Source organism: Clostridium saccharoperbutylacetonicum N1-4(HMT) (genome assembly GCF_000340885.1).
Taxonomy (GTDB): domain Bacteria; phylum Bacillota; class Clostridia; order Clostridiales; family Clostridiaceae; genus Clostridium; species Clostridium saccharoperbutylacetonicum.
Genome location: NC_020291.1, coordinates 3,055,034 through 3,079,283, shown reverse-complemented (window position 1 = coordinate 3,079,283; position 24,250 = coordinate 3,055,034). Strand labels below are relative to the sequence as shown.

Sequence of the window (24,250 nt, the reverse complement as noted above, 5' to 3'; positions counted from 1 at the left end):
TTATCATTTTTCAATGTAAACTTCTCATAATAGGCAAACTCACTTCCCTGCGTTGGTACTAACCACTTCAGGTTCAAAGGGTTAAGCTATTAAGCTCTCTCAGCGTTTTAATGCACCCCTAGTTTTGTTTCTTTCACGATTATATACTAAAATTCTGCATATGTAAATGTAATATTATTACTAAATTAACTATTTGATTGATCTTTTAAAATTTTAATTTGATTTAGATAGTTTAATATGTTTGTATAACAATCTGCTTTTTTCTGTATACTAAAGATAATTTCTTCTAATTCCTGATTTTCAGATTTTGACTTGTCAACTAATTTCACTAAATTGGTTGATATTTCCTTTATTCCTTCCAAATTATTAATTTGTGAAACTTGAACTTCCTGTAAATCTTTATGTACTTCTGCTTCGGCTTTAGCTATCCTATCTAATATAGTAGATGACGCTCCGATAACTCCACTGGTTTTATTTATTACATTAACTCCATCATTCGATTTACTCATTAATCTTTCCATAGACTGTGTTAAGTTTTTCAATGAAGTCATAATATCTTTTGCATTATCCTGAGTATCTAAAGAAAGTTTTTTTATTTCATTTGCAACAACTGAAAAACCTTTACCTACTTCGCCAACTCTAGCTGCTTCAATTGAAGCATTTAAAGAAAGCAAATTAGTTTGTCCAGCAATTCCAGTTATTATAGAGGCTAGTCCTTGAATACTATTATAATTAGTTTGAATTTCAGAAATTACTTCATTAAATTCATCAAATACAGATGAAATTGATTGAACTTGATTAATAATTTCATTAAAATCTTTTTTTGCCATATTAATTTCTTCTTTTGATTTATCAAGACTTAAAAATACTCCGTCCACTAATCGTTTTGTATTATCACTATTTTCAGATAAAGTTTTAAGATGTTCATTTACATGGTCCGTCTGTTCCGTTGTAACTTCTGAACCTTTTAAAATGCTATCCAACCCATATGTTATACTTCCTTCTTCATTAACTAAAACATCAATATTCCTTTGAATTTGATTTGCTAAATCAAAAATTTCATTTGTATATCCAAATTCTTTTTCTTCTACTTTATTTAATTCAGCAGCATTAATATTAGAATCAATTTTGTCCGTATTATTGTCTTTACCTAAAAAATTAAACATATTTTCCTCTCCCCTTTTATTCCACAATTAACATTACCATTGTTTGATTTGCATGAGCTTTATAATATTGTTCTCCATAACTAATAAATCCAGTAGTATTAGAACAACAAGATATAATCTCTTTATCAATGTTTTTCCAAAGTTTTTCTTCTTTAAATTTTAAACTTCTTAAAATGCAATGCACAGAAAATATGAAGCTAGGTTTAAAAGGCAGTCTTCCTAAAGTCCTTTTTACTTGTTCATCTGGGTCAATAGGTTTTAAAACTTCTACAAAAGTATTTGGTATAACCTGACAATAAAAAGTAATAGACTTATCAGCATTTACCTTCATTGGTGATGCAATAACAACATCATCTTTATATATTTTTCCTAATGGATTATTCATGAACATGTTAGGTAAGTTTTCTTCTGTTACACCTAGCACTCTTGCATATTCTATACTTGCTGGAACCTTATTAAAAGTTTTTACAGTTCTATTTATAGTATCTGCAGCTGTTACCAATAATCTCTTTCCACTCGGCTCATAAATATTTTCTTTTATTAAACTTGTCCTTCTTTGAGCATTATAAAATATTGCAACACTATGAACCTTTTTACCTCCAATGTAAATAAAGGTCTCTTTAAATTTCAGATTATCTCCAGCACTTCCACCAATAATTTTAAAATTATCATCAGCAAAATAAAAAGTTGTAATAATACTCTCTTCCATCCCTGTTAATCCATCACATAATAATAGTGCAAATGCATTACTATTATTTTTAACTTTGCTATAAGCTTCTTTTAACTTTGAAACACTTTTTATTGGTGGATAAAGTATTTCTACAACTTCAGCCTGATCGAGTTCATATTCAAAACCCGAAATAATTCCTTCCTCATATCCATTCTTCCCATATTCTCCAGCAGTAGAACAAAGCACAACATTTGCTTTAACCATCTTTGATAATTCTAATATTTTTTCAACATTTGAAAATAAAACATATCCCTTATCATTATTTTTCCTTATAGCATCTAATGCTTCCTGTATACTGGTAAAAACTAGTGATTTCATAAAAACACCTCTAATAACTTTATTAATTACCTATTTTCTACAATAGTTCATATTATACAAAAAACTTCACTTTTGCATAAAAAATCCTATCTTAATCTATTATAATATTTTTTTCTAGTTTTTACATAAAAATTTAACTTCAATTTAATATTTTTTACTTATATTATAGAATTTTCATTTAATCTAGCTTCTGATAATTTAATCAATTCACTTTTCTTATTTAATTCTGGATTTGCAATAACTTCGTTTAATAGATATTTTAACGTTTCTCCAATTTCTTTTCCTTTATTAAATCCCAAGGCAATAAGCTCTTCACCATTAATTTTTAAATCTTTCACTGAAAAGCATTCTCTTTCTTTAATAATTATGTTTAGCTTCTCATCTACTTCAAGTAAGTTTTTTACAGTATCTTTAAAATATTTAGGATTTTGTGCTAGAGCATCTGCCCATTTAACTCTTAATAAATCTCTAAATAATTCTTCTCCTATTTTATTTAGCATTCTCTTTATTGAAACCTTGCTTTTTAAAGTGCAATCATGGTATTCTATCAAAGTTAGGACTTTATTAGTGGTATTATTGTCATACTTTAAAGTACCAAGTATTTTTTCTGCAATTTTCAATGACTCCCTAGGGTGAGCATAAAAATGTGAAATTCCTTTCTCATCTGTAGTTTTAGTAACTACTTTTCCTAGATCATGCAAAAGCATGGTTAATCTTAAGTGGATAATTGGTTCAATAGCTTCTGTAGCTAAAAGTGTATGTTCATATAAATCATAGCTATGATACGGATTATTTTGATCAAAGTCATAAATGCTGCTTATGCCTTCAATAATATATTCAAAAGTTTCAGTATCTTTTAATAACTGAAGTTTTCTAGGATTATAAACTATTGTTTTATTAAATTCCTCTCTTATTCTTTCTTTAGAAATTTTTCTCAAATTATCTTTAAGGTCTTTTATTGCTTCTAATACATTATAATTAATTTCAAAATTCAATTGAGCGGAAAATCTTATTGCTCTAAGCATCCTTAAAGCATCTTCTTCAAATCTTTTTTTTGCCTCTCCTACAGTATTTATAATTTTACTATTTAAATCCTTAACTCCATTAAAGTAATCAATAAGACCATCTCTTTCATTGTAAGCCATTGCATTTATAGTAAAATCTCTTCTTGCTAAATCTTCTTTTAAAGAGTTTACAAACTTCACTTCTTTAGGATGTCTATTATCCTCATATTCACCATCAGTCCTATAAGTTGTTATTTCATAATTTTCTTTATTAATAATAACGGTAACAGTTCCATGTTTTAACCCTGTCAAAATGACTTTATCAAATAGGTTTATGACTTCCTCAGGTTTTGCTTTAGTTGTTATATCCCAATCCTTAGGTTCTCTATTTAAAATACTATCTCTAACACATCCCCCTACAACATATGCTTCATATCCATTCGTCATTAACGTATTAATAATATATTTTACATTTTCAGGCATATTAATTTCTATGTTCACAACTTCCTCTCCATTCTCTTACTAATTAATAAGCTGCTCTCAATTTTATGAGAGCAGCTTATTAATTAATTTCATTTTTTATTCGTCAGCTACATTCTTACTATTATAAGAATATACGTTATATGTCTGCCAAATTTGCTCTAGATTACCAAAAATATCAGAGATATTTTCCTTTTCTCTCATTCCAACGGCAATAATCAATGCATTTATTACTGACATTGGAGCCACTAATGAATCTACAAACGATGCCATATTACTTTGTGCAATCAATGTATGATCTGCTTTAGATGCTAAAGGTGATAACAAACTATCTGTTAATGCAACTACCTTAGCACCTCTGTCTTGTGCAAATTCTAAAGCATCAATAGTCTTTGCAGCATACCTTGGAAAACCAATTCCTATAACTAAATCTCCGTCTCCAACATTAATCATTTGTTCAAAAACATCTGAAATACCATAACTAACTATCTTAACATTTTGCAAAATGATATTTAAATAAAATCCTAAGAATTCAGCTAAAGCAGTTGAACTTCTAAGTCCTATGATATAAATTCTTTTCGCTTCAAAAATATTTTTTACTACATCTTCAAAAGTATTTTCGTTTATTTTCTCTAAGGTTGCTCTTATATTTTCCATATCTGCCTTAAGCACACCTTTTAATGCATCACCATCAGTATAATAATCATTTCTAAGTTCTAGCCTTTGAACTGTTGTAAGCTTATTCTTTATTAACTCTTGCAAAGCCTTTTGTAATTTAGGGTATCCTGAGAACCCAAGCTCAATTGCAAATCTAACAACTGTTGACTCTGACACTCCTACTGATATTCCCAACTTTGCAGCTGTCATAAATGCAGCCTTATCATAATTCTTTAATATGTATTCAGCTATTAATTTTTGTCCTTTACTTAACCTAATGAATTTACCTTGAATTAATCTCATTAAGTCTTTGCTATTTTCGTTATTTAATTCATCCATATTGTGCCACCCTATTATCAAATTGTAATATCTTATTTTAATTTTAACATCTTATTTCTAAATGTTCAATAAATTACTCATATAATCAAATAAATACCAACTTAATGTCTATAAAGAATTTAGATATTCTACTTCATTTTCATTTAAAATTCTAAATTCTCCTCTTTTTAAATATCCAAGTTTTATATCTCCAATAGCTATTCTTTTTAATGACAACACTTCATGATTTAAGGCTGCACACATCTTTCTTATTTGTCTGTTTTTTCCCTCATGAATCGAAATTTCAACGGTTGATAAATCTTTTTCATAACTTAAGATTTTTAATTCAGCTGGAGCTGTAATATATCCGCCAATATCTATACCTATTTCAAATTTATTAATATCTTTTTCGCTTATTTCTCCTTGAACAACAGCTATATACTTTTTCTTAAGTTCCACTCTAGGATGTATTATTTTATTATATATTTCTCCATCATTAGTTAGTAGCAATAATCCAGAACTATCATAATCAAGTCTACCTATAGGATAAATACGCTCCTTAACTTTTACTATATCCAAAATTGTAGGCCTTCCCTTTTCATCTTTAACTGAACTTATATAACCTTCCGGCTTATTAAGCATTATATATACTTTATTCTCTTCCTTACTTATTACTTTTCCTTCATACTCTACCAAGTCTTTTGTAGGATCAATCTTAATTCCAACTTCACTTACCAATATGCCATTAACTTTTACTTTCCCAGCAAGTATTAGTTCTTCACATTTTCTTCTAGACGCTACTCCACAGCTAGCCATAAATTTTTGCAATCTTTCTTCCATAACTTTAATCACTCCATAAATCAAATATATTGTAATGGTTAATACCCCACAGGGTACCCTTTTAGGGCATCAATAATCAATTAAAGTAGATTTTCTTTGGAAATCTATATGTTTTGAACACTTCTTTTTACAATATATTATCTCTCAATCAAAATATATTTTCCATGTCAACATTTTAAATTATATCTTGTTAAACTATATAATACAACTTTCAAATCTTATTATTCATAAAATAATAGAAACGCTAAACTTCCTTAGCGTTTCTATCACTTAATAATAAGGCTACTTTATAGTTTTATACCTTAAGATTAATCAAATTACCAGAGAAATCCTCCACAGCCTGATCTTCCACCAAGGCATAAAATTAATAATATCCAAATCCAGCTGCCGCCACAGCCGAATCCGCTTCCAAATCCGCCGCCGCAGCCGCCAAATCCGCCACCACAGCCTCCGCCGAAACCGCCGCATCCTCCCATATTATTTCCACAACCGCAACAACAATCGAAGCAGCTAGGTCTTGTATTGCAACAGCAAGAATTACACTTACAGCAGCAACAAGAATTAGAATGTTTTGACATGTTCACCATCTCCTATTCTTTTGTTAATATATACTATTCAATTTTTTGACTTTTTGTTCTATATATATATCAAAAATAAATTTTAAAATTTATTCATTTTTGAAATATCTTTTCAGCATAATCTTTGATTAAAAACATTATCTAAATTAACTTTTTCAACTCTCCTTCTAATTTCAGCCACATCAGTTGTATATAATCCAAGTTCTTTCATTCTTTCAAAATATACAGATCCTGCAAATGTATATCTATCCTTTCTTCCTTCTCTACTTCCAGCTCTTTCATTTGCATAAGTTATTATATCTCCAATTGCAATTGAAGAAGGCAAAATTAATAATGGCATTCCCATTGCTAATCTCACAGAATTATGTCCTGCTAAAGCCCCAGTTGCTATGGCTTCCGTATGTCCAACAAATAAGCCACTTTTTTCGCCAGCACAAAACAAATTATCAACCCCAACAACTTTTAAATCGTTAGTTCTTGGTGCTACAGATAAATATCTTATAGAATTCCCCTTACTTCCCGCATATGGATCTACATATTTTACATTTTCCAAGCCTTTAATTTTTCTTAGTTTATGCAACGGGTAATAAGTCGTCATCAATTTAGCGTGGCCCGTATCGAGAAGAATGATATTTTCCGCAAATTCTTTCAAAGCATATTGCTGGCAAACCTTTGTATTAAGCTTGTCATAATTTATATCTTCCTTAGGTACCTTTAACACAACAACCCCTTTAGTATCTAGTTCATTTCTAATTTCTTCTGATAAACTTTCCTTTGCTAATTTACATGATCCTGAAAATGCTCCTAATATATCATCGCCTCTTTCGCCTTGAATATCTGGAACACCACATCTTTCACTTATACTAATTCTTGGTCCAAAAGATGGGCACCTTAATACACACATAGAGCATCCATTACCATATCGAAGGCAATTACCCATTGGTCCTGTGGTTCCAGTAGTTTCTATAAATACATCGCCATCTATATAAGTTCCATTACTTAGATAAACTCCTTTAATTTTTTGGCCATCAAAGTTAATATCATTAACTCTACTTTCCATCATAATGTTAATACCTAAAGCTTTTAAATATTTACAAACTTCTCCTTCAATCATATTTACATTATAAAGAGTTGCATGCTTATGTCCTGGAAAATCTATATCTCTATGAATTGAAACTCTATCTGTAATTTTTATTAATTCTCCACAGCCTAAAGCAATCAATTCTTCCGCTGCTGTATATCGTCCATTATTACGCATTATGCCGCCAACATTTCCAAGCCCCAATAGTAAATCTGTCTTTTCTATTAATGTAACGTCTGCACCAGCTTTCTTGCTAGCGACTGCTGCAGTGCAGCCAGACCACCCACCTCCAACAATAACAATCTTCATATATATCTTCTCCCTTCAAAAATACTTCTTGGGTCTGCCTGCTCTTTACAGAATCTTTTTACTCTATGACCTGAAAATCTTGACGTACACGCGCCACAAATGCCTTCACCACAGCACATTTTAAAATTATTACAACATGAAAGAGATACATCCTTCCTATTAAGCTCATCTAAATAATTAATAACTCCATAAGTTAAAATATCTGCTCCAGCTATATGAATATAATTTGTATCATTTTTAAGTGCATCTTTTATAATTACCTTAGCATGATCCGAAATGCTGCCTTTATCTAACAAAGAGCTTTCTGAAACATTTACTTTATAATTATCTAAAAATTCTTGTGCAATATTCATTTCAAATGGACTTTTATCTATTACAACTTGTACTTCATTATCTTGTAAAATTAATTTTCTTATAACAGGCAACATAGGAGCAAGTCCAATTCCTCTTGCTAAAACTAATGCCTTTTTTTGCTTTTGAGCAAATATATTCTTTATTCCAAAAACACCATTCCAATATGGCCCTCTTATTTCTATGTTATCATTAGATTTTACAGAAAGCAGTTTGTTAGTTTTTATTCCTCTAATTTCAACTGCAATTGTTATTGCATCTTCTTCTATATCACAATTCATAATCGATATAGGAATGTCAAAGTAATTATTTCCATCAGTTCGTATAAAAATATAACTTCCTGGTTTAACCAAGTCTAAAACAAGTTTATGCGGCGCATTAAATTCAATTTTAACTAACTTATCGTTATAATTTGTTATGTCTTTTATATTACATTTATAAGTTTTGCGCCCTTCTTTTGCCACATTGTTATTATTAAAGAATTCTTGATATATGCAAACCCCCTTCCAATTTAAACAGTCACAAAATTCCTCTCCTTGACATTGAGAACAAATTAAACATTGTCCATATTCTGCTAATTTACAAGGGCAAAATTCAGTTCCAGCATCTATACAGTCTATAGCTTCTTTTACCATTCTTTCTCCTTTAGATAAAATTGCTTCTCTATATTAGATTATTTCAAATTACTTAATTTGACACAAAAATTATGAGTTCTTGTAGCACAACTGCTTTACTAAAATATAAGTAGTTACATTTAGGAATAAAACAATAATAAGAGTAAAAGAACTATCATATAATATGACTATCTTTTACTCTCAAATTCTTATAGATGTCCAAAGTGAGAATTAGACTTATGCAACAATTACAGAAATCAGATACATTTATCTTCCACAGGACTAGTGAAATTTTCGCTGGAAGGTTCTAAGTGGAAGGTTGCACCCATTTCTGCATGTTCCTAAAGTAAATTTATGACAAGCAGAAAATGAAACAACCTTCCACTAATAACCATCATCAGCTCAATTTCACATGCCTGCTTCCAGAAAAATGTATCTAATTTCTAGTGTAGTGTTATGATTATAATTTCTCAATGATGCATGTATATTCCAATTATAAGTTTGATTATTAATTTGGATATCCATAATATATAATTATACTAATTCTTTAACAGTATTACTTCCAAAGGCTACTTTTTCTAACACATGATTGTAGATTTTATCTGTAACTTTCCATCTATCAGGGCAATTTAACACAACTATAATAATATCTTTTCCATTGTTATTAACTGATGATACTAAGCATTTCCCAGCTTGACCTGTATACCCTGTCTTAACTCCATTAGCCCCTGGAATCATCCAAAGAATTTTGTTTATATTATTATAATCTCTTGTAAAATTATATTTTTCTTTAGAAATTTGTTTAGTACCTACTATTTCTCTAAACAAATCATAATCCATTCCCTTTGATGTAAGCATCGCCAAATCATAAGCAGTAGAATAATGATTACTACTGTCCAATCCATGTGGAGATTCGAAGTGCGAATCTAATATTCCTATTCCCCTTGCATAATGGTTCATTATTTCTGAAAATCCCTCAATGGAACCTCCCAATTCTTCAGCAATAGCAATAGCCGCATCATTGCCTGATTTAAACATAAGACCAAATATTAGTTCTTTTAATACAATTTCCTCTCCAGCCTTATAACCAACTCTTGATCCTCTAATACTTGCTGCTTTCTTGCTTATAGTAACTTTTTTATCCAAATTTCCTTGTTCAATAGCAATAAGTGACGTAAGAATTTTTGTTGTGCTTGCCATTGGAACTAACTCATATGCATTTTGTTCAAATAAAATAGTGCCAGTTTCTTTATCTAAAGCTATTGCTGACCTTGCATTTACCTTAAAATTAGTACCAGTTATGTTTTCTGCATATACATTTAGGCTTAATGACTGAATAAAAATAAGGCTGAATAATATAATAGCAATACTCTTAATACCTTTCTGCATATTTATCACCTTCTAAATTTACTCTTTGAGTTTAGTTTACCTTGAAAAAAATTTTTTAAACCTAATTTAAATATTTTTTAGGGTTTATTTTTGGATATTGTAGTCAATAATTATATAATAGTATGAGTTTGGAGGAATTTTATGAACTTATTTCTTATTGTACTAGTTATATTATTTATATTATTTTTACCTATTCCTATTAAATTTAGTATTTACTATTCTTCGGATGATTATTATATAAAATTCTACAATATTACTTTAACTTCAAAAAAAAAAGATAAATTTAAAGAAAATATTAACTTAGATAAAAAAGAAGAGGACCTTTTCAAAATATTTTATAAATATCTTGATTTAAAATCTTTTATATTTGATTTATATCATTCAAAGTTCAAACCATATTTAAGAATAAAATTAATTTTAGATTATTCTTTTAACGATGCAGCTAAAACAGCTATTTCTTATGGAGTACTATGTCAAATACCATCACTAGTATTCATTCTCTCAAGTATACCTTTTAAAATAAGAAAATTTAATTTTAAAATCAACCCAATTTTTGAGGATAAATTTTTACTAAAATTTGAAACTTCAAGTATAATTTTCTTATCTCTTGCCAACATTATATACATAACAATATTATTGTTAAAATATATAACTAGCCAAGGGAGGTGACCCCTTAATTTAGGGGATTTATTATGTCAAATGAACAACATGTCGAAAACTTAATGAAAAGTACTATGGAAAATCTTAAAGATATGATTGATGTTAATACCGTAATTGGTAAAGCCATTGAAACAAAAGATGGAACTTATATTGTTCCAGTATCAAGATTGAGTTTTGGCTTTGCATCTGGTGGTAGTGAATTTTCCAATGAAAAGCAAAACCTTAGCAGCACAGTATTTCCTTTTGGTGGCGGATCTGGTGCAGGAGTTTCAGTTAAACCTGTTGCATTTTTAGTTGTAAAGCCAGATGGAGTAAGAATGCTTCCTGTAGATCAAGATACAACTTATGACAGAATTGTAGATACCGTTCCTCAAATACTAGATATAATAAAAAGTCTTGTAAAAGATATGTGTAAAAAGAATAAAAATGATAATAATGGTAATACTACAAATGTTGATAGTAATGTTAAGCATGATACCAATGAATGTTATTGCGATGACAGCAGTAATATTTAGGCATACAAAATATGCCTCGAGTCACTCCTAATTTTTTAATTCAAAAGAGAAATAGTTATTTGATTTACTCAAATTTTCTATTTCTCTTTCAATTTATAAAAATCTGGTTTTATTTATTAATAATATTGTTTAGACTTGTTCCTTTGTTTCTTCTATATCTTCCTCAGAATCGTCTTGTCCAAACAAATCTAGAGAAGGAAGTTCCTTTAAGTCTTTTAATTCAAATTGTCTTAAAAATTCATCTGTTGTTCCATACAATATTGGCCTACCTGGCACTTCTAGCCTTCCAACTTCTTTTATAAGATCTTTTTCCATGAGTCTTTGTAATGCACTTTCAGACTTAACTCCTCTGATTTCATCAATATCAATCCTTGTTATTGGCTGCTTATATGCTATTATAGCCAAACTTTCTATTGAAGCCTGAGATAATGATTGTCTCTTATTTTTCTTTAGAAGTTTTTGTATAAAATCTGCATTTTCAGATTTTGTAACTAATTGGTAACTTCCTTTTATACAAATTAATTTTATTCCTCTACTTTTATTTACTTCATATTCCTCTATCATTTCTTGAATAATAATTTCTATAAGTTTAGATTTTTCTTCAAGGTGATTAACCAAATCCTGAAGACTTAACGGTTCTCCACTTGCGAAAAGTAAAGCTTCTATAGCTGATTTTAAAGCATTCTTTTTTAAATCATCTAAAAATGGAATTTGAATACCTTTTTCTTTACTCACTATCCATTCTCCTCTCAACTAAAATATTCATAAAATTATCACTTTGATAAACTTTAACCATCCTTTGCTTAATCATTTCAAGCAAAGCTAAAAAAGTTACAACACATTCTAATTTACATTCACACTCTTTTGTAAGCTCATCAAAATTGCTTATTTTTTCATTCATTAATCTTGCCTTAATAAACTCAAGTTTATCTTCTATTTTGTATTTATCTACGTATATCTTTTTTTGAATTACATTATTTTTATTTTGCTTATTGTTATAAATCTCTAACAAATTATTATAAATATTATATAATTCAATAAGGCTTGTATCTTTTAACAAATCAACTCGTACAATATTATCTTTTCGCTCTTCAATTATTTCAGGTTTCTTACCATATACATCTCCGGCACTTACATATCTTTCTCTAAAGAATGCAGAAACTCCTTTGATTTTCTTATATTCAATAAGTTTCTCTAATAATTTCTTTTCGTCATCCTCTTCATCTTCATCTTCTTTTTTGGCTTTAGGTAATAGATATTTTGACTTTATTTCAATTAATGTAGCTGCTACTACAATAAATTCAGAAGTTATTTCTAAATCCATTTCCTTCATCTCATTAAGATAATTTAAATATTGATTTGTTATTTCATATATTTTAACATTGTATATATCCATTTGATTTTTTCTAATTAAATGTAATAATAAATCAAAAGGGCCTTCAAAATCATTTATTTTAATTTTTGGAAGTTCCATTATACTTCTTTACCTCCATAATAAATTTAGTAAATATAATAAATTGTATAATTTTAAACACTCTAATATATAATAACAATTAATATGCTTCAAGACAAGAAAGATTAAAAATCCCTTAAAAACAATAAATATGAACTGTCTTAAACTAAACCATTATACAATACATTAAGAAAAAATTAAATTCTTTACTCAAATATTATATACTTTTATTAAAGACAGTCCATAAAACATTATCCATATTAAATTCTATTTTACTGAAAGAGAATATTATACGCTTAACTTAAACACCTTTTTCAAAAAGATTCTTGATGTTGTATTTAATATTATCAAATATATTACCTTTCTTAATATCCCTATCACAATATACTTCTATTTCTCCAACTTTATCATTACCTAAATATACTTCATATTTCCCAACTATATCTCCGACTTTATATTCTTTCTTTAATTCATCGATAACGATTTTCTTTTCAAGTTCTTTACTTTCCCCCTTAGGTAATATAACAGTTAAATCATTTTTAGCTTTTGCCATAAAATATTTATCAGTTTGTTCATCCATAAAAATTTTATCTACATCTTCATCTTTTGAAATAAGCTTTTTACCTTCATATTTTGAGAATCCATGATTAAGTAATACTCCGGCATCACGATTTCTAATTTTATATGTAGGTGCTCCCATAATTACTGATAACATCCTTACACCATTTCTTGTTGCTGTTGCACTGATACAGTATTTTGCTTCATCTGTAAAACCTGTCTTTAATCCATCACAGCCTTCAAAAAATCTTACTAGTTTATTATGATTAACAAGTTCAATAGGTGATTTTCTTCCTTCAGATATTGTCTCCATATAAGTTCCTGTATATTTTAAGACTTTTGGATGTTTCAATAATTCCTTAGACATTATAGCAATGTCCTTTGCAGTTGATAAATGCCCATCTGCTGGAAGACCATTACAGTTTTTAAAAGTTGTGTTTTTCATTCCAAGCTCTTGAGCTCTTGTATTCATCATATTGACAAAATCCGCTTCTGTACCTCCTAGATATTCTGCAAGCGCAACTGCTGCATCATTTCCTGATGCAATTGCTACACCTTTTAATAATTCCTCTACAGTTCTAATTTCTCCAGTATCCAAAAGCATTGTACTTCCACCCATTTTTTTAGCATTTTCACTACAAGTTACTTTATCCTCTATAGTTATTTTGCCACTATCTACAGCCTCCATGGTTAACAGCATAGTCATAATTTTTGTTACAGAAGCTGGTGCAAATTTTTCATCTGCATTTTTTTCATAAATTATTTTTCCGCTCATAGGCTCCATTAATAAAGCTGATCTTGCTTCAATATTCGTTCCTTCAGCCTTACTATTATCTTCTGGTTGTGCTGCATAAACTAGCTGCATTGGTATTAATAAAATGGTAAGAATAGATATCAATATGCAAGATAAAAATCTTTCAATTTTATTTTTCATTTCCCTGCCTCCTTTCAAAGATTAGTGTTACCATAATAAGAAATAATATTACAAGCAACCCTAAATTCCTCAAAATAAAGACAGGAAATTTACTCTACATTTAATTCAAAATTCCAATTTTGTATTTGATACTACTTATTTAAACTACTTTTTACCATATTTTCCATTTCATTTTCATTAATGTCATTGGTTGAAGAAATTGAATAGGATATGCCATCCTTTTTCCAAGTAGCTAAATTATATAGTTTATCTTTATTGCCATTTAAATTTACGTCTATTCCATTAATTTTAGTAGTCTTCTTAATTGTATATTCATTATAATCTCCACTGATATTTTCACTGTCCTTACCAGCTCTAAAAGTAATAAAATCTTGTCCATTGCTATATCCCACTTGTATTGTAGTATCTGCAATAACACTAATATTATCTTTATTAAATCCTTTAGGTAATGTATCTATTGGTTTTATTTGAAGCTTTGCTGCTGCTTCAGCCTCTTCTATTGTCTTATATTCTTTTGAAGAAAAGGTAGAAATCATAAACTTAGGAGCAGAATCTGATTCATCATCACTTTCTCTCTTCATATTTTTTTCCTTATTTTCATTGTCAGCTGCTTCCTTTGAACTATCTTCCAAACTTTCATTATTAGCTTCTTTACCATTTTCATTAGTTTGTGGGGCTGAGCTCGTGACTACTGGCTCATTAGCCTTTTCTGTTGGAGCAGCTTCATTAGTTTGTGGCTCTTTATTTGTATTTGGTGCTATACTAGAATTAACTTGTGAGACATTTGGATTTTTATCTTTCTTCTCTATTGGTACTTGATTTTCTTTTTTATCTAAATTATTATTATTGCTATTTTCATTTTTAACTGTAGTACCTTTTTTATCATCAGCATTTCTGCTAATATCAGTCTTTAAATTTTCATGTTTTCCAGAACCAGCATTATCACTTGTACTATCCAAACCACTATCATATGTATGATTTTTATTATCATCTGTATCACGTACTTTACTATTATTTATAGTTTTATTCTCTTCATTGTTACTAGAAATTTTATTTTCCTCATTATTACTAATCTCTTGATTTTGTTTTATATTGCTAGTTTCAGGTTTAAATAATTCAGGATGGCTTTTAACAACACTTAGACATATTACTACTGTAAAACAAGCTGCTGCCAGCTGCATGTTCCTTTTAAACTTTATAGGTTTTACAACTGTTGGTATTATACCTTTGGCTTCTATATTATTATTGAGGACATTATTGAGTATTCTTTGTTTCATATCTTCGCTCATAACGATTTTATCTAATTCTTGTTTATACTTCTTACTCAAAATCATACTCCTCCTTTAACTCACTTCTTAAAATATTTCTTCCTCTGCTTAGCAATGAACGTACTGTTGCCTCTTTTTTGTCTATTATAGTTGCAATTTCCACTGTTGTATAATCTTCATAATAATATAAATAAATAATTTCTCTATATTTTAGTGGAAGCTGCATAACCTTATTGAGTACATTACTATCTTTGTACTCATCATAATATGGCATCTCCGTTAACTCTACATGCTTTTTAAACCATGCAGATTTTAATTTATTTTTGCAGATATTTCTTGCAACACAAATAAGCCAATTCTTCTTGTATTCATCGCTTTCGAGCTTTTCTATATTTTTAAGTAGCTGTACAAATACCTCTTGTACCACATCTTCTGCATCATAAATATTCTTCATGTATGAATATGCAAGTCTCAGCAGCATATTTCCATAATGATCTAAATCTTGTGAGATAATTTCATCCGTACGCAATGAAACCACATTCATTATAAAACTCATCCTTCCATCTTGTCGCACAAGAAACTATTAAAAATTAATCTAGGCCCAAATTAATTTTAATTAGTATTCTTGTCCACCCCTAAATTGTATTTATAAACCTTAACCAATACTAAAAAGTACTCTTTATTACATTAATAATATCATCTTTTTTCATTCCTTTGTTAACCAAAATAGAATATGACATCTCATTAACTTTCCAAGTTGCAAGTTTTACACTCTCATCATTTCCACTTAATTTAATATCTTTATTATTTACCTTAACTATATCATTGTTCTTATACTCAGTATAATCTCCACTGATATTTTCAATTCCTTGTCCTATTCTAAACAAAATTTCGTTATCACCATTACTATAGCAAATTTGGAAGGTTTGTTTTGAAATAGTACTAATATATTTCACATTATATTTTTCAGGTATTGTTTTTGGTGTTAAAATTTTAAACTTTAAAACTTTTTGAGCATCTTCTATAGTTTTAAATTCCTCTATTGGATTTGCTATCCCATCTATCGCTAATTTTTGAATCTGTTTTCCAAAATCCCATTTTCCGTCTTTATCCACTTTATATCCATCTGGTGTAGTAGTATTAACTGCCATCTCTCCATTGTCATATACATAATACCAATTACTATTTGTTTTTATCCATCCCTTTTTGGTTGTTCCATCATTATTCATATAATACCATTTATTATTTATTAATTTCCAGCCTATAACGATATTTCCATTATCAACATAAATATTTTGTCCATCTTTTGTAGTACACCAAAAGCTTCCTATAGCCTTTTCATCTCTAAGTAATGAATTATATACTTTAATTGAAACATATACTTCATTATCAATTATTATAGGTGATGCTCCTGTACCAATTGCTTTACCACAAACCACATCTTTTCCCTTTCCAATCAAGTTTGAATAGTAATAAGTATCCTCTCCTATTGTTATGGATGCATTTATTCTATCTTTATCTAATAATGCAACGTTATTATCTTTATCAATATTAACATTAAAACCTAAAGCTTCAGCAGTAACTTTTAGAGGCACTAAAACTTTACCATCCTTAATAACAACGCTTAGTTTTCCTAGATCTATATTTTTACCTTCTATAATAATGTCATTAGCTTTATTAATACCTTCATTAGTTGAAATCAAGATTGGATCACTCATAATATGCATTGTATCACTATCTAATTGATTATCAGCTGCAAATACCGGAATTGCTCCTCCAATAATTGTACTAACACATAATAAACTAATCATCGCTTTTTTCATAAATTTATCTCTCCTTCTAAGTTATATAACCTTTTTCTTTATTTTTCTATTTATAATACAATTGAGCTCAGAAAAGTGTTGCAATAAATTCTAAAAAATAATTAATCATTATACTAAATTAAACTGATTATTTTATTGAACAAAAAAAGAACTCTATTTCTAGAGTTCAATTTTTTCACATCATTAAATTTATTTCTTTTACATTATTATCAGTTGATTCAGATTTAGATGCAGGTTTAGATATACCTGCCTTTTCATATTCTCCATCTGCAACAAAATGTATCTTTTGCAAAATCTCTTTTGCTTCTGGATCATCCTGAAGCGCTTGTTGTAAATCTTCAAATGTAAAACTTTCTCTTGTTTCAATAAGTTTCCCTAATACCTCACGTTGTCTTTTACTAAACATTTTATACATGTTTAATACTTTCCTAATATTTATTTCTTCCATTAACGCCTACCCCTTTCATATATATAATTATACATAAAATGCTAAATTCCTTCTAATCATTACAAATTAATATATAATTAACTATTAAATTCTACGTTCTCACAGCTATTAAATTTAAACAACTCAGCTTTTCCTAATATTTTTAATTTAATCTTACTCTTCTAAAAATACAAAAATCCCTAATATAATTTTTTTAACATCTTTTTTCCAACTAACTTTTGCAATACCACCCCCTAAATGATCATCAATTATATCTGAATGCCTAGAATGTTTCAAGTCTTTTGGTGTTCCATCGGTTGCCTCAAAAAATTCTCTTCAATAACGAATTCTCCTAACTTAATGGTAAATACAATTTTTCTCCAACATAAATTTTATCTTCATTTGTTATTCCGTTTATTTTTAATACCAAAGCTTTATTTTTATCATAATCAAGATTATGCTTTTTACAGATTTCATTTAATGTATCTCCAGCTTGTATTGTATAAGGCTTTAATTTTAAAATATCTTTATCTACTTCGTCTGTTTTTTTATTTTCCTTTGGTGTATTTTCAGCTTGTTGTAATTTTTCTATTAATTCCTTGCTTTCTTGTAGCTTTTTTGTTAATTCATCTTTTTCAGTTGTTAGCTGATTATTAGCTATAAGCAGTTCATTTTGTTTTTCTTCATAATTAATTTTTTCAGTGCCTTCAAATATTGTAAATACCAATACACTAGCTAATATAAAAAAAGTTATTAAAGAAAATAAACTCAATTTTCCTTTACTCTTATTTGACTTATCAAGCTTTATTTCAAGCTTTTTACCAATATCATCAAAGATATAAAAGCTATTTGTTTTTTCAACTTTATCATTTTTCCATTGAAAAAAACCTCTTGTTCCTGCTATTGGATCAACCACATACGCAATTTGCCAGGGAAGATTAAAAAAATTCTCTTGAATAAAGATATCATAATTCGATAAAAATATTCCGTAACTAGGGTGAGTATGCTGCCAGCCTAAGATTTTTTTATCTGGATATAAATTTTCATGTTCATTATGAATATAATTCCAAGTTTCATGTGTAAATGTTAAGGTTGAAGCAGTAGCATCTGTATACTTTGCTTCAATGAAATCTGAAATTATAACATTTTTTTTATTATTAACTTCTGCATAATCACCTATTAAAATTCCACCACGTTCACGAGTTGTGTCTGCTTTTGAAAATTTTTCAATTTCATTATATACATCTTGTTTAATATAAATTTTTACATCATTAACGTCCGTTTCTCCAATCGTGATAAAATTATCAGGCAACTTAATCGTTTCATTAGAAGCATTAATCTTTTCATCTTCTACAATTTCAATTTCTTTCATTTAAATTCACCCCCTAAACATAATTTTGATAAATACATTGACAATTAAAAAAATCATTAATGCTAATCCACTAGTTCCGCCTTTATTCATCAAATAATTTTCCCTTTCACAATCTTCAATATCATCTGCTCTTTTAATATGTTTTTCAATATGACATTTGTAAATATAATTAGCAAAAAAACCTGATAGTAAAAAAGGTACAACAAAATTGAAAAGTTCAAATGTTGAATATGCTAAAGGATCTTTATTTCTATTAAATCCAGCTGGTAATAACATAATCATAATTATGTTTAGAAGCATTGAATACAAAAAAAATGCTATATAATATAAAATTTGAGTTATATACATTTTTCTATATGCATACCAGTATGCTCCAAAAAATGCACTTGCCCAATTCCAACTCATTTTACTTTTTCTATTATTCAATTCTTCAAACTTTGGTAAAAAATACTCCTGATTCTTTCCAATAAGTGTATATATCTCTTCATCTATATTTCTGCCGCTATTTAAATTATTTGAGATATTATCATATTGCTGCTGATCTTTATAATTCATATTACCTATAGCAGTATTAATACCTTTTCCATCTTCATAAATTTCTCCACATTTTTCAGCTAAAGTATCATTAGCTTCCGTAATGATTCCTGTACAGCCAAAAGTTGTACATCCTTGATTTTGTGTCCAGCATTCTTTATGATGAGGCATTTCACATGCACTACAACTAATAACCTCATCATTTTCTTTAAATTCATCCTTGCAATATGGACATATTTTCCCTATATAATTCAACATTATTCCCTCCCATTTATTAATAAAACCAACACTACAAACCTGCAATCACATTAAGCATAATTACTGTAATTACTATAGTTGCCAATACAGCCCAAGTACTAGTTCCTCCTTTTTTGAATAGATAATCTTGCTTCATATAATTATCCATAGCGTTTGCTATTTCAAGATGTTTTTCAACATGACGTTTATACAAGTAATTTCCAAACATCCCAGATAAAATGAAAAAGGTCAATCTTGAGATTCCTGAGAAACCAGGTATTAGTCCAAAAATAAGACTCGATATATAATAAATTATAGAAATCTTATACATTTTTCTATATGGATACCAATACATACCAAAAAATGCACTAGCCCAGTTCCAACTCAATTTTTTATTAAAATAATCAAGGTTATCAAATTTCGTTACATAGTAAATTTGTTTTTCTCCAATAAATTTACGCATATCTTCTTTTTCATCTACTTTATTCTGTGAGCCGTAATTTATGTTAAATGAATTTTGTTGTGTTGTATTACTCGAAGTCTGCTGGTTTCCATAAGAATATCCAAACTGCGATGAATCTTCAAATCCATTGTCTAAAAGATTTCCTCCACAGTAGCTACAAAATCTTTGTCCATCAATATATGCTGTTCCACATCTCTTACAAACTGCTTCTCCGCTATAGTTATCAACTCCCATAATAGTTCCTGTACAGCCAAAGGTTGTGCACCCTTGATTTTCAACCCAGCACTCCTTGTGATGGGGCATTTCACAGATACTGCAAAGGACAATTTCATCATCTTCTTTAAACTCACCTTTACAGTAAGGGCATATTTTCCCTGTAAAATCCATCTTCATCTCCCCCTGTTTTTATTCATAAATATCTATTTCAAAATCATATTTACTTTTTTGCTTTTTCTTAATTTGTAATTTTATTATTACCAGCGTTGCTATAACTAGTAATATAGCCAGAACCATAATAATAATCTTTAGCTTTTCATTTTCTGCTAAGACTTTTTTATAATTAGTTTCTATATCATTTTGTTTTAAATTATTATCTTCTTCTTGATCATTATTAGCATTGCTGCTTTCAGGTACAGTATTATTAACAAAGTTATTAATAGTTGAAGTTCCTATTGCAAAGCCAATTCCTTCTGCATCTAATAATTTCATAGTATTTATTCCAATAACTTCTCCATTTTCATTAATAAGAGGTCCACCACTATTCCCTGAATTTATTGAAGCATCGATTTGAATATATTCATGATTCTTTACTTTCCTATTCTTCGCTGAAACTATTCCCTTAGTCATCGTATATGGAATATCTTCAGGTGCTCCAATTGCATATACCTCTTTGCCTATTGCAATATTATCTTCAGAAACAAGTTTAAGAGGTGTTAAAGCTTCCTCCACTTGAATTAAAGCTAAATCAATATTTTTATCAATTTTCGAAACCTTACCAACACAACTTTTCCCGTTGTATAACTTTACTGTAACTGTGTTGAACCCGTTAACCACATGTGCATTAGTAATGATTGTATTTTTATCAATTGCAAAGCCGCTTCCCATTCCCTTATCTGTATAAATTACTGTAACTGAATTATAAAGATTTTCGGGGACAAAATTCATAGCAGCAACAGGTCTGCTCATTAAAAGTATACAAATAAAAACTGTAACTACATTTTTAATTCTCACGCCATTCTCCTTTTAAAATTATTTTGTATTGAACACAAGAACTGAATTTCCAATTGAAATTGCATCTCCTTTTTTTAATACATGCCTTGTTATCCTCATACCATTTACAATGGTTCCTGATGGTGAACCTTTATCTATAATTACATATTTATTTCCTTCTTGAACTATATCGCAATGTTTTGGAGCAACTAATTTGTCTTTAAATAAAGCAATAGTATTTTTTCCACTATTTCCAATGCTTGTTATCCCTTGAAATACAAGATATTCTTTTCCTTCAAACTCGCCACGCACTACCTTTAACCATGCAGTTTTCGCAAATTGCTCTAACATACCTATGCCAAGACCAATCAACGCTCCCATGATTGTAATGCCTATACCTCTTGCTACTATTCCTCCATCAAATTCACCAATATTAAAACCTTCTGCTATGAAATTGAATAGAAAACCACCAATAAATCCACCAATAATCCCACCTAATAAGCAATTAATTATTCTTATTTTTTCAGCTCTAATCAACCCAACTGATACTCCAACTCCTGTTCCTAAAACAGCCCATCCAATAGCTCTAGCAAAGCCTTCATAAATCTCTGAAGCATTTCTATTATCATGCAATAGTAAAGTATATGATAATTGTCCTAAAAAGCCACCTACTAATCCAATAAGAAGAGAAACTACAAGTCCTATAAATCCATATTTAAGAGCTTTTTTCTTTGATCCATAATATAATCCTTCACCAGCTCCCATGAAAGCACCAATTGTCCCTCCAATAATTGAAGAAAATAAACAAGAATCAATTATAACAGCTGTTCCTCTTATTGAATAATATTGTTCTCTGGTAATTTTCCCTAAAGCAAAATCTCTTGCAAGGCCATGGATAGTATATCCCTTGAATGCAAGTATTTTTTCATAACTAATAGGAGCAAGTTCTGATAATATCCATCCAATTATTCCACCGATTAATCCATATAAAATTCCTTTAAAAAATATCGTTTTAAAATTAATTCTTTTCTCTTTAGTAACTACAGGCTGACTATTTTGCAGTCTGGCTGCTGCTGGAACAAATTCAATCCCTTCAAGTTCTTCTTCTGTAATATCAAAATCATTTTCTTGTGCTTCTTCTAATAGTGTTGTAGCTATTTCTAATCCATTTTCAATTATTTCACTATCTTCATTATTTTCAATTATTACCTTTTCTTCTGCTTGCAATGATTCTACGACATTAAAACTTTCTTCTTCCTCTATTGCTTCATCATCACTTAGTATATCTATATCAAAATTTGAAGCTTGAGTTTCAGAAATTTCTTCACCTGTCCATAAATCTATATTTCCAACTGGAAACAAATGCTTATTTTCGATTGCCCATTTTGCTGCATCTGCAGAAAGTGGACTAAATGAATTCCATGATTTATATTGAATCATATCCCCAATATTTATCACAATATCTGATAAGGCTTCACCAGCTCCCCATATGTCACCAATACAAATTTGTCCATCTTTAAAATTAGGATGCCATATAGGAGTTTCAATAGTACAAATAGGCTTATATCTTGGATATTCTGAATGTAAAGTAATCATGATAACATGCTTGTTTAAAGTTTCAATTTTTCCTTCTCCATTTAAATAAATCCCATTTATATAATATGTAACCTTATATTTTTCAGCTGGTTCAATTCCAATAGGCTCAACAATTATATTTTTATGTCCATCAAAATTCTTTTTTATTTCTTCATAATCTGCTGTAATTCTTCTTAACCTTGCATTCATTAAAATAGACCTCCTAGAACTTCATTTTTATCACTTGTTAATTCATAATGAATATAGTTTAATCTACTTCTTGCACTAATAATATGAAACAACGGAATTCCTATATCAAATAACTTTTTATCTAAAAATTCTTCATTTCCAGAAATAGAATGGATCGTCTCAAATCTCATGGTCTTTCCGCACTTTTCACAAATAATATCTCTATTTTTCAGCTTATTTACCACATTAAATATTTCTTTTGAATTTCCACAAACACAAGCTGCAGTAGTTGCAATATCTCTATCGAATTCCAAAATTGCTTCCTCACCTAAATCTTCCTTTGCCTGCTTTAACATTTCACTAATGGAAGTATTTCTTGCAGACCAAGGCATTTCCTTAATAACTTCAAAGGTATCATGGCTCATACAGTCATCTTTTCTTTGATATTCAACTACAAAGGAATCATGAGTCAAGCCATTAAAAACATAACCTTTTCCTGCAAGTGTTGGTAAGTTTCTATCATTATGTAACAACTTAAGCATTTCTTGAACTTGAATTCCAGCTATAACAGAAGAGGAAGTTGGAGTTGTTGGGATTTTGCCCTCAAGCATTTGTTCATGTGTAAGTAAGGCACAAGATTTTCTCTTATTAATTAACTTCCAATCAGTTTCTGTCATAGTACATTCATAACATGGACCTGGTGGAACAAAAACTCTAGCAAATCCATTTAATACTTCAATTGCTCCATCAATCCAGGGTTTATTTACCTTATAACAAGCTTGGTTAATTGAAAGGCGTGCTTCTCTATTATCAAGACCTCCCAAAATAATATCCATTTTTCTAAATACTCCAAGCCCTATGTCTGTAGCTACATTAACTTTTAATGGAATAGCCGTAACATCTGGATTTATCTCCATAGCTTTTTCCACTGCTGCATCTGCTTTATATTTATCTATATCACTCATACGATATAAGATTGACCGTGTTAAATTAGTTTGTTCAATCTTATCCATATCAACTATTAATATTTTTCCAATCCCTAGCAAAGCTAAGTTTTTAATAAGTTCATTTCCAATTGCTCCTGCACCAACGACCATTATAGTTGAATTATGTAGAAGTTCTTGATTCCACCAAGGTATAAGTTCAAATCGTGAATACCTATTTTCATTAATATCTAAATTTAATATATCTTCCATAG

At 29.1% G+C, this 24,250-nt stretch carries 24 protein-coding genes and 1 riboswitch; of the genes, 2 read left to right on the top strand and 22 right to left on the bottom strand.

The window, feature by feature from the left end; translation table 11 throughout:
* Window positions 1-27: 27 nt before the first annotated feature.
* Window positions 28-130: riboswitch (TPP riboswitch) on the bottom strand.
* A 55-nt stretch (window positions 131-185) separates the two neighbouring features.
* From CSPA_RS13845 to CSPA_RS13805, 9 genes are all read right to left on the bottom strand, one after another.
* Complete coding sequence (locus CSPA_RS13845) at window positions 186-1,166, bottom strand: methyl-accepting chemotaxis protein (RefSeq protein ID WP_015392926.1); 981 nt, start codon at window positions 1,164-1,166, stop codon at window positions 186-188.
* Between the two features lie 16 nt (window positions 1,167-1,182).
* Window positions 1,183-2,214: an FIST signal transduction protein gene (locus CSPA_RS13840; RefSeq protein ID WP_015392925.1), complete on the bottom strand. Its 1,032-nt coding sequence runs from the start codon at window positions 2,212-2,214 to the stop codon at window positions 1,183-1,185.
* Window positions 2,215-2,372: 158 nt separating this feature from the next.
* Complete coding sequence (locus CSPA_RS13835) at window positions 2,373-3,719, bottom strand: CCA tRNA nucleotidyltransferase (protein ID WP_015392924.1); 1,347 nt, start codon at window positions 3,717-3,719, stop codon at window positions 2,373-2,375.
* A gap of 78 nt (window positions 3,720-3,797) precedes the next feature.
* Window positions 3,798-4,694, bottom strand: a complete 897-nt coding sequence (locus CSPA_RS13830) for a MurR/RpiR family transcriptional regulator (RefSeq protein WP_015392923.1) — start codon at window positions 4,692-4,694, stop codon at window positions 3,798-3,800.
* A gap of 108 nt (window positions 4,695-4,802) precedes the next feature.
* On the bottom strand, window positions 4,803-5,513 hold the full coding sequence (locus tag CSPA_RS13825; protein ID WP_015392922.1) for a pseudouridine synthase: 711 nt from the start codon (window positions 5,511-5,513) through the stop codon (window positions 4,803-4,805).
* A gap of 317 nt (window positions 5,514-5,830) precedes the next feature.
* Window positions 5,831-6,091: a hypothetical protein gene (locus tag CSPA_RS13820; protein ID WP_015392921.1), complete on the bottom strand. Its 261-nt coding sequence runs from the start codon at window positions 6,089-6,091 to the stop codon at window positions 5,831-5,833.
* 112 nt (window positions 6,092-6,203) lie between these two features.
* Window positions 6,204-7,481, bottom strand: coding sequence for an FAD-dependent oxidoreductase (locus CSPA_RS13815; RefSeq protein WP_015392920.1), 1,278 nt, complete (start codon window positions 7,479-7,481; stop codon window positions 6,204-6,206).
* Window positions 7,478-8,467: a sulfide/dihydroorotate dehydrogenase-like FAD/NAD-binding protein gene (locus CSPA_RS13810; protein WP_015392919.1), complete on the bottom strand. Its 990-nt coding sequence runs from the start codon at window positions 8,465-8,467 to the stop codon at window positions 7,478-7,480. Before CSPA_RS13810 ends, CSPA_RS13815 begins: the two co-directional genes overlap by 4 nt.
* A 513-nt stretch (window positions 8,468-8,980) precedes the next feature.
* Entirely contained in the window at window positions 8,981-9,835 is an 855-nt protein-coding gene (locus CSPA_RS13805) for a D-alanyl-D-alanine carboxypeptidase family protein (protein ID WP_015392918.1), read from the bottom strand.
* Between the two features lie 141 nt (window positions 9,836-9,976).
* On the opposite strand from CSPA_RS13805, the gene CSPA_RS13800 reads away from it, so the two are divergent.
* The gene (locus tag CSPA_RS13800; protein WP_015392917.1) at window positions 9,977-10,504 is read left to right on the top strand and encodes a DUF2953 domain-containing protein; all 528 of its coding nucleotides are present in this window, start codon (window positions 9,977-9,979) and stop codon (window positions 10,502-10,504) included.
* A gap of 23 nt (window positions 10,505-10,527) precedes the next feature.
* The gene (ytfJ, locus tag CSPA_RS13795) at window positions 10,528-11,010 is read left to right on the top strand and encodes a GerW family sporulation protein (RefSeq protein ID WP_015392916.1); all 483 of its coding nucleotides are present in this window, start codon (window positions 10,528-10,530) and stop codon (window positions 11,008-11,010) included.
* A 129-nt stretch (window positions 11,011-11,139) separates the two neighbouring features.
* On the opposite strand, the gene scpB is transcribed toward ytfJ, so the two are convergent.
* The 13 genes from scpB to CSPA_RS13730 all read right to left on the bottom strand — a co-directional run bounded on the left by scpB (window position 11,140) and on the right by CSPA_RS13730 (window position 24,248).
* Window positions 11,140-11,748, bottom strand: coding sequence for an SMC-Scp complex subunit ScpB (gene scpB, locus CSPA_RS13790; protein ID WP_390624472.1), 609 nt, complete (start codon window positions 11,746-11,748; stop codon window positions 11,140-11,142).
* Window positions 11,738-12,484, bottom strand: a complete 747-nt coding sequence (locus CSPA_RS13785; protein ID WP_015392914.1) for a segregation/condensation protein A — start codon at window positions 12,482-12,484, stop codon at window positions 11,738-11,740. Before CSPA_RS13785 ends, scpB begins: the two co-directional genes overlap by 11 nt.
* Before the next feature lie 280 nt (window positions 12,485-12,764).
* Entirely contained in the window at window positions 12,765-13,955 is a 1,191-nt protein-coding gene (locus CSPA_RS13780; protein ID WP_015392913.1) for a D-alanyl-D-alanine carboxypeptidase family protein, read from the bottom strand.
* Between the two features lie 131 nt (window positions 13,956-14,086).
* A complete protein-coding gene (locus CSPA_RS13775) occupies window positions 14,087-15,289 on the bottom strand; it encodes a hypothetical protein (RefSeq protein WP_015392912.1) in 1,203 nt (400 codons plus the stop codon).
* Window positions 15,276-15,767: a sigma-70 family RNA polymerase sigma factor gene (locus tag CSPA_RS13770; protein WP_015392911.1), complete on the bottom strand. Its 492-nt coding sequence runs from the start codon at window positions 15,765-15,767 to the stop codon at window positions 15,276-15,278. The genes CSPA_RS13775 and CSPA_RS13770 overlap by 14 nt, the downstream gene beginning before the upstream one ends.
* 121 nt (window positions 15,768-15,888) lie before the next feature.
* Window positions 15,889-17,046: a stalk domain-containing protein gene (locus CSPA_RS13765; protein ID WP_015392910.1), complete on the bottom strand. Its 1,158-nt coding sequence runs from the start codon at window positions 17,044-17,046 to the stop codon at window positions 15,889-15,891.
* Between the two features lie 175 nt (window positions 17,047-17,221).
* Window positions 17,222-17,494 (bottom strand): hypothetical protein, encoded by a 273-nt coding sequence (locus CSPA_RS13760; RefSeq protein WP_015392909.1) that lies wholly within the window; start codon window positions 17,492-17,494, stop codon window positions 17,222-17,224.
* Window positions 17,495-17,825: 331 nt separating this feature from the next.
* Window positions 17,826-18,845, bottom strand: a complete 1,020-nt coding sequence (locus tag CSPA_RS13755; RefSeq protein WP_015392908.1) for a LysM peptidoglycan-binding domain-containing protein — start codon at window positions 18,843-18,845, stop codon at window positions 17,826-17,828.
* 6 nt (window positions 18,846-18,851) lie between these two features.
* A complete protein-coding gene (locus tag CSPA_RS13750) occupies window positions 18,852-19,637 on the bottom strand; it encodes an RING finger protein (RefSeq protein ID WP_015392907.1) in 786 nt (261 codons plus the stop codon).
* A 31-nt stretch (window positions 19,638-19,668) separates the two neighbouring features.
* Window positions 19,669-20,466, bottom strand: a complete 798-nt coding sequence (locus tag CSPA_RS13745; RefSeq protein ID WP_015392906.1) for an RING finger protein — start codon at window positions 20,464-20,466, stop codon at window positions 19,669-19,671.
* An 18-nt stretch (window positions 20,467-20,484) separates the two neighbouring features.
* Complete coding sequence (locus CSPA_RS13740) at window positions 20,485-21,309, bottom strand: S1C family serine protease (RefSeq protein ID WP_015392905.1); 825 nt, start codon at window positions 21,307-21,309, stop codon at window positions 20,485-20,487.
* 18 nt (window positions 21,310-21,327) lie between these two features.
* The gene (locus CSPA_RS13735; RefSeq protein ID WP_015392904.1) at window positions 21,328-23,073 is read right to left on the bottom strand and encodes an FHA domain-containing protein; all 1,746 of its coding nucleotides are present in this window, start codon (window positions 23,071-23,073) and stop codon (window positions 21,328-21,330) included.
* The gene (locus CSPA_RS13730) at window positions 23,073-24,248 is read right to left on the bottom strand and encodes a HesA/MoeB/ThiF family protein (RefSeq protein ID WP_015392903.1); all 1,176 of its coding nucleotides are present in this window, start codon (window positions 24,246-24,248) and stop codon (window positions 23,073-23,075) included. The genes CSPA_RS13735 and CSPA_RS13730 overlap by 1 nt, the downstream gene beginning before the upstream one ends.
* Window positions 24,249-24,250: the final 2 nt, after the last annotated feature.